This window comes from Terriglobales bacterium (assembly GCA_035543055.1).
Lineage (GTDB): Bacteria > Acidobacteriota > Terriglobia > Terriglobales > Acidobacteriaceae > JAIQFD01.
Genome location: DATKKJ010000196.1, coordinates 1 through 6,635 on the forward strand (window position 1 = coordinate 1; position 6,635 = coordinate 6,635).

The 6,635-nt window shown below is 66.3% G+C and carries 4 protein-coding genes; all 4 read left to right on the forward strand.

What is annotated here, in order from left to right:
* Positions 1-904, forward strand: a 904-nt coding sequence (locus tag VMS96_12970; GenBank protein ID HVP44339.1) for a TolC family protein, incomplete at its 5' end; no start/stop codon positions are given.
* Positions 901-2,532: a FixH family protein gene (locus tag VMS96_12975; protein ID HVP44340.1), complete on the forward strand. Its 1,632-nt coding sequence runs from the start codon at positions 901-903 to the stop codon at positions 2,530-2,532. The genes VMS96_12970 and VMS96_12975, both read left to right, overlap by 4 nt.
* 7 nt (positions 2,533-2,539) lie before the next feature.
* Positions 2,540-5,689, forward strand: a complete 3,150-nt coding sequence (locus tag VMS96_12980; protein HVP44341.1) for a CusA/CzcA family heavy metal efflux RND transporter — start codon at positions 2,540-2,542, stop codon at positions 5,687-5,689.
* A 120-nt stretch (positions 5,690-5,809) separates the two neighbouring features.
* Complete coding sequence (locus VMS96_12985) at positions 5,810-6,490, forward strand: lipid-binding SYLF domain-containing protein (GenBank protein HVP44342.1); 681 nt, start codon at positions 5,810-5,812, stop codon at positions 6,488-6,490.
* The last annotated feature ends 145 nt before the right edge of the window (positions 6,491-6,635 follow it).

A 6,635-nucleotide genomic window follows, 5' to 3' on the forward strand; every position in this document is an offset into this window, starting at 1 on the left:
GGTGCGGGTGCGCAAGACGTTCTACGACCTGCTGCGCAATGCCGACGAGCTGCGCATCCACGATGAGCAACTGCTGCTGACGCGGCAGGGGCTGGACTCGGCGCGGATCAAGTACACGGTGGGGCGGGTGCCGCAGCAGGACGTGCTCAAAGCGCAGATCGCCATTACCCGCCTGGAAGAGCACCTGATCATGCTGGAGGAGCAAGGCGAGATGGCGCGGGCGTCGCTGAACACGCTGATGGGGCGCGATCCGGCGTCGCCGCTGGAAATTGCCGGGCGGTACCCCACGGTGGCCGAGATCCCGTCGCTGGCGAAGCTGGAGCAGTTGGCGGTGGAGAACCGGCCGGAGCTGCGCGCGTACGCCGCGCAGCAGAAGGTGGCGGAGGCGCGCGCCAACCTGGCGGGCAAGACCTACACGCCGGATTACACCGTGGGGCTGGGATACATGCTGATGCCCGAGGGCTCGGTGACCCGGAACAACTACATGGCGGAGTTCACGGTGAATCTGCCGTGGCTGAACCGGCGCAAGCACGAGGCGGAGATCGGCGAGGCCAAGGCCATGACGGAAACGGCGCGCGCGGAGTACGAGATGCGGCGCGTCGCGGTCTCGCTGGAGATACAGGAGGCGCTCATCAAGGTGCGTTCGGCGCAGCGAACGCTGGAGCTGTACCGCGACACGCTGCGGCCGCAGGCGGAGGCCACGTTCCGCGCCGCGGCGGCGGCGTATCAGCACGACCGCACCGACTTCCTCAACCTGGTGGACAGCCAGAACATGATGCTCGACGTGCAGTCGTCGTACTACCGGACGGCGGCGGAGCTGGATTCACGGATCGCGGTACTGGAGCGCGCGATCGGAACGGCGCTGCCGGGGCGGCAGAGCGCAGGAAATGGAGTGCAGCAATGACTACGAGAGAGAAGAAGTTCCTATTCGGCGGGATAGGGGCGGGGGTGCTGGGAGCGGTGCTGGTGCTGGGAGCATTTGTTATCCCACCCAAACCAAATGCGGGAGACCTTGGGCTGAAGCCCGAGGCTACCGGTGGGGCACCCGCGGCCGACGGGCAACATGAGCACGGCGCCGTCTCACCCAAGCCAGGCGCGGGCCTGGGTGGGGCACCCGCATCCGAAACCGTGGGAGCGGTGCAATTGTCGCCGGACGAGTTGAATGCGGCCGGAGTGCAGCTGGCTGAGGTCGGGAAACAGAAAATCCGGACCGATGTGGATGCATTCGGGCGGGTGGAGCAACCGGAGGCGCAGCTCTCCGTCATCCCGGCGAGGATCGCGGGACGCATTGACAGGCTCTTCGTGCAGTACACGGGAGAAAAGGTGCGGCGCGGGCAGGCGGTGGCGGAGGTGTACAGCCCCGAGGTGGCAACGGCGCTGGAGGAGTACCGGCTGGCGCAGCAGAGCCGGGCGCAACTGGCAAACGCGCGGCCCGAGGCGGTGGCGCAGGCGAATCAACTGGTGGAGGCAAGCCGGCAACGGCTGGAGCTGTGGGGTATCGCGGAGAAACAGATCGACTCGCCGAGAAGCACGCACGTCACCATCTACTCGCCGAGCGGGGGGACGGTGGTGGAGCGCAAGGTGGCGGGCGGGCAGTACGTGAATGCCGGGGAGACGCTGTTCACGCTGGCCGACCTGAGCACGGTGTGGGTGAAGGCCGAGGTGTACGAGTCGCAGCTGCCGCAGATCCAGGCCGGGCAGGCGGTGGAGCTGCGCTCCGATTCCCTGCCCAATCAGGTGATCCACGGCAAGGTGGAATTCGTCGAGCCCAGCGCCGACCTGCAGACCCGCACGATCCCGGTGCACGTGCACGTGCCGAATCCGGGGATGAAGCTGGTGCCCGGCATGTACGTGCGGGCGCTGTTCACGTCGGTGGGGGCGAAGGAGCAGGTGGTGGTGCCGCGCTCGGCGGTGCTGGATACCGGCACGCGCCGGCTGGTGTACGTCGCCACCGGCGGGGGAGCGTTTGAGGCGCGCGACGTCGAGATTGGCGCCGCCGCGGGCGAGGTGTACCCGGTGCTGCGCGGATTGCAGCCGGGAGAGAAGGTCGTCACCAACGGCAACTTCCTGATCGATTCGCAGACCCGGCTCAGCGGCGGCATGAGTGGACTGTTCGGAGGCTCCAAGGAGTTCCAGAAGGAGGCAGGAGGCGGGAAGCAGGAGGCAGGAGGCGGGAGGCAGGAGGCAGGAGGCGGGAGGCAGGCGGCAGCACAGAGCGCGAAGATCAGCTTCACCGTGGATCCCAACCCGCCGAAAGGGGCGCAGGAGGCCAGCTTCAGCGTCACGCTGACCGACGCCGCCGGCAAACCAATCCCCGACGCGAAGGTGAAGGTCACGCTGGTGATGCCGGCGATGCCCTCCATGAACATGCCAGAGATGCGCAGCTCGTTCGAGCTGCCCTGGATGGCGGCGCACGGAATGTACATGGGTCCCGGAAACGTGCCGATGGCGGGGCCGTGGAACGTGACGGTGGAAGCGAGCAGGGACGGGCAGGCGATCGCGAGCTATCGCACGCGCCTGACCGCGAGGTGAGGGCGCCATGATCAACCGCATCATTGAATTCTCGATGAAGAACCGGGCGCTGGTCGTGGGGGTGTACGCGCTGCTGGCGGTCGCCGGGTACTGGGCGCTGTTGCGCACGCCCATCGACGCCATCCCCGACCTGAGCGAGAACCAGGTGATCGTCTTCACCGACTGGCCGGGCCGCAGCCCGCAGGAGGTCGAAGACCAGATCACCTACCCGCTGACGGTGAACCTGCAAGGTTTGGCGGGCGTTCGGACGGTGCGCTCGGCGTCGGCGTTCGGCTTCTCGATGATCAACGTGATCTTCGAGGACAGCGTGGACGTCTACTTCGCGCGTACCCGGGTGCTGGAGCGGCTGAACCTGGCGGGCAGCTTCCTGCCCGCGGGAGTCACGCCGATGATGGGGCCGGACGCGACCGGCGTCGGGCAGGTGTTCTGGTACAGCATCGAGGGGCCGTACGACAGCGGTACGCTGCACTCCATCCAGGACTGGTTCGTGAAGTACCAGCTCAACGCGGTCCCCGGAGTAGCGGAGGTGGCCAGCGTCGGCGGGTTCATCCGCCAGTACCAGGTGGACCTGGACCCGATGAAGATGCGCGCCTACAAGATCCCGCTGCGCGACGTGCTGATGGCGGTGCAGCGCAGCAACAACAACGTCGGCGCCAAGGTGGTGGAGGTCAGCGACAGCGAGTACATGGTGCGCGGGCTGGGGCTGATCAACAACCTGGCTGACATCGAGAACATCGTGGTCAACGCCGCGGGGGGCACGCCGGTATACCTGCGCAACATCGCGCGGGTGCAGCTGGGACCAGAGTTCCGGCGGGGCGTGCTCGACAAGAACGGCCAGGAGGCGGTAGGCGGCGTGGTGGTGACGCGCTACGGCACCAACGCGCAGCGGGTGATCCAGGCAGTGAAGGACAAGATCGTCGAGCTGGAGCCGGGGCTGCCCAAGGGCGTGCGCATCGTGCCCTTCTACGACCGGAGCATCCTGATCAACCACGCAGTGGACACGCTGCGGCAGGCGCTGATCGAGGAGATCGTGCTAGTCACGCTGGCGCACATTATCTTCCTGTGGCACTTCCGCAGCATCCTGGTGGTGACCCTGCCGCTGCCGCTGGCGGTGCTGATGTCGTTCCTGTTCATGCGCGGGGCCGGCATCTCCTCGAACATCATGTCGCTGGGCGGGATCGCGATCGCCATCGGCGTGCTGGTGGACGCCGGCATCGTGATGACGGAAAACGTGATCCGGCAGGCGGAAAAGTACGAGGAAGAGCACGGAAATTACCGCGAGCACATCTGGGAGATCACGCTGAACGCGGCCAAGCTGGTGGGGCGTCCCATTTTCTTCGCCATGGTGATCATCATCCTGGCGTTCGTGCCGGTGTTCGCGCTGACCGGGATGGAAGGCAAGATGTTCCACCCGCTGGCCTTCACCAAGACCTTCGCCATGCTGGGCTCCACCCTGCTGGCGGTGACCCTGGTGCCGGTGCTGTGCACCTTCCTGATCCGCGGCAAGCTGCACAAGGAAGACGACAACCCGATCATGCGCGGGCTGCGCGCGGTCTATCAGCCGGTGCTGGGGTGGGCGCTGCGGCATCGGGTGGCGACCATCGGGATCGCAGCGGCGCTGTTCGCCGCGGCGATCTACACGGCGACCACCATCGGGTCGGAGTTCATGCCGCCGCTGGACGAAGAGACGGCGCTGTTCATGCCCATCACCGACCCGCGCATCTCGCTGACCAAGGCGACGGAGATCATGCGGCAGCAGGACAAGATCATCGCCGCCGATCCCGCGGTGGAGATGGTGGTGGGAAAGATCGGCCGCGCCGAATCCGCGACTGATCCCGCGCCCATCAACATGGCCGAGACCATCGTCACCTTCAAGCCCAAGGAGAGGTGGCCGACGGGCACGACCAAGGACCAGATCCTGCAGCGTCTGGACGAGAAGCTGCGCATCCCGGGCGTGACCAACATCTGGACGCAGCCCATCCGCAACCGCATCGACATGCTCTCCACCGGCATCCGCACCCAGGTCGGGGTGAAGGTGTTCGGGCCGGACCTGCGGATGATCGAGCAGAAATCGCAGGAGATCGAGCGCGTGCTGCGGGGAGTGCCCGGCGCGGTGGACCTCTATGCCGAGCAAATCACCGGCGCGCCCTACCTGGAGATCAAGATCGACCGGCCGAAGGCGGCGCGGTACGGCATCAACGTGCAGGACGCCGAAGACGTGATCGAGACGGCGATCGGGGGCAAGAACCTGACCACCACCATCGAGGGCCGGCAGCGCTTCCCGGTGCGCGTGCGCTACGCGCGCGATTTCCGCCAGGACATCGAGGAGTTGCGCCAGGTGCTGGTGGCGGGCAGCAACGGCGTCCAGGTGCCGCTGCAGCAGATCGCGGAGATCAAGATGGTGATGGGGCCTTCGATGATCAGCAGCGAGAACGGCCTGTTGCGCGGGACGGTGCTGCTGAACGTCCGCGGCCGCGACGTGGGCGGTTTCGTGGCAGAGGCGAAGGACGTAGTCGGCAGACAGGTGCAGATGCCGCCCGGCTATTACCTGGACTGGAGCGGGCAGTTCGAGAACCAGATCCGGGCCAAGCGACGGCTGGAGATCGTGATCCCCATGGTGGTCGCCATCATCTTCGTGCTGCTGTGGCGGACGTACCACTCCGCCAAGGAGGCCGCGCACGTGCTGCTGGCGGTGCCGTTCGCGCTGACCGGTGGCGTCTTCCTGGTCAAGGCGCTGGGCTACAACTTCTCGGTGGCAGTGTGGGTGGGATTCATCGCGCTGTTCGGGACCGCGGTGCAGACCGGCGTGGTGATGGTCATCTACCTGGAAGAGGCGGTGGCCAAGCGGGTCGCCGCCGAGGGCAAACTGACGCGCGAAGGCCTGCACGCCGCGGTGATGGAAGGAGCGCTGCTGCGCCTGCGGCCGAAGGTGATGACGGTGGCCACGGTGGTGGCGGGCCTTCTCCCCCTGCTGTGGTCCACGCGCACGGGCGCCGAGGTGATGAAGCCGCTGGCCGCGCCGGTGCTGGGCGGGATGGTCAGTTCCCTGCTGCACGTGCTGATCGTCACGCCGGTGATCTTCACCTGGCTGCGGGAGCGGGAACTGAGCAAGGCCGCCGCGCTGGCGCCGGCCCTGTCTCGCGAATCCGCACAGTGAGCGCCGGCGGTGGTCAGGAACCCGTGACTAACGCTACCGCATCCTTGCGCAGTGCGGCTGCAAAGGCGCAAGATGGCGGCGCTCAAAGGTCCCTGGGTTGTAGCTAGAGGGAGGAACGTGATGAAAAAGATCTGGATGTTGATGGCGGCGTGCCTGTTCCTCGCATGGACACTGCCTGGCCTGGCGGATGACAAGCAGAAGGACGAAGAGACGTTCAAGAACGCGACCGCAGTGCTGGACGGGATGCTGACGGAAAAGACCGTCCCGGCGGAGGTCCTGGGCAAAGCGGATTGCGTGATCGTGCTGCCCAACGTGAAGAAGGCAGGCTTCGTGGTCGGAGGCAGCGGGGGACGCGGCGCCATGACCTGCCGAACCGGCCATGCGTTCGACGGCAAGTGGTCGGCGCCGGCCATGTACAAGGTCGGCGGGGTGAGCGTAGGACTGCAGATCGGCGGATCGTCCACCGATTACGTGGTGCTGGTCATGTCGCAAAAGGGCGTGGACGCGGTCATGAAGGGCAAGATGAAGATGGGCACGGATGCGAGCGTGGCCGCCGGTCCGACAGGAGCGACCTCGGCCTCAACGGCCGATATGTATACCTACGGAAGAGCGAAGGGTGCGTTCGCCGGAGTGTCGCTGGGCGGCGCTTCGCTGGAAGCCGACAACGACGCCAACAAGCGGCTCTACGGGAAAGCGGTCGAGGCGCAGGAACTCGTGATCAAGAACAGCCTGCCGACGCCGGATGTCGGCAAGGCGCTCATCGGCCTGCTCGATACCAAGGCGGGAAAGCGGACGAAGTAGCCCAAAGTACATAGCGCGTAGTACATAGCGAACAAAAGAGGCCGTGGCGGCATGCACGGCCTCTGGGTTGGTACGGGTTGCTTCTAGGCGCGGCGAGGCACGGGCTGGCGGGCCTCGTCGAGCAGGATCTGGGTCATGTTGCTGC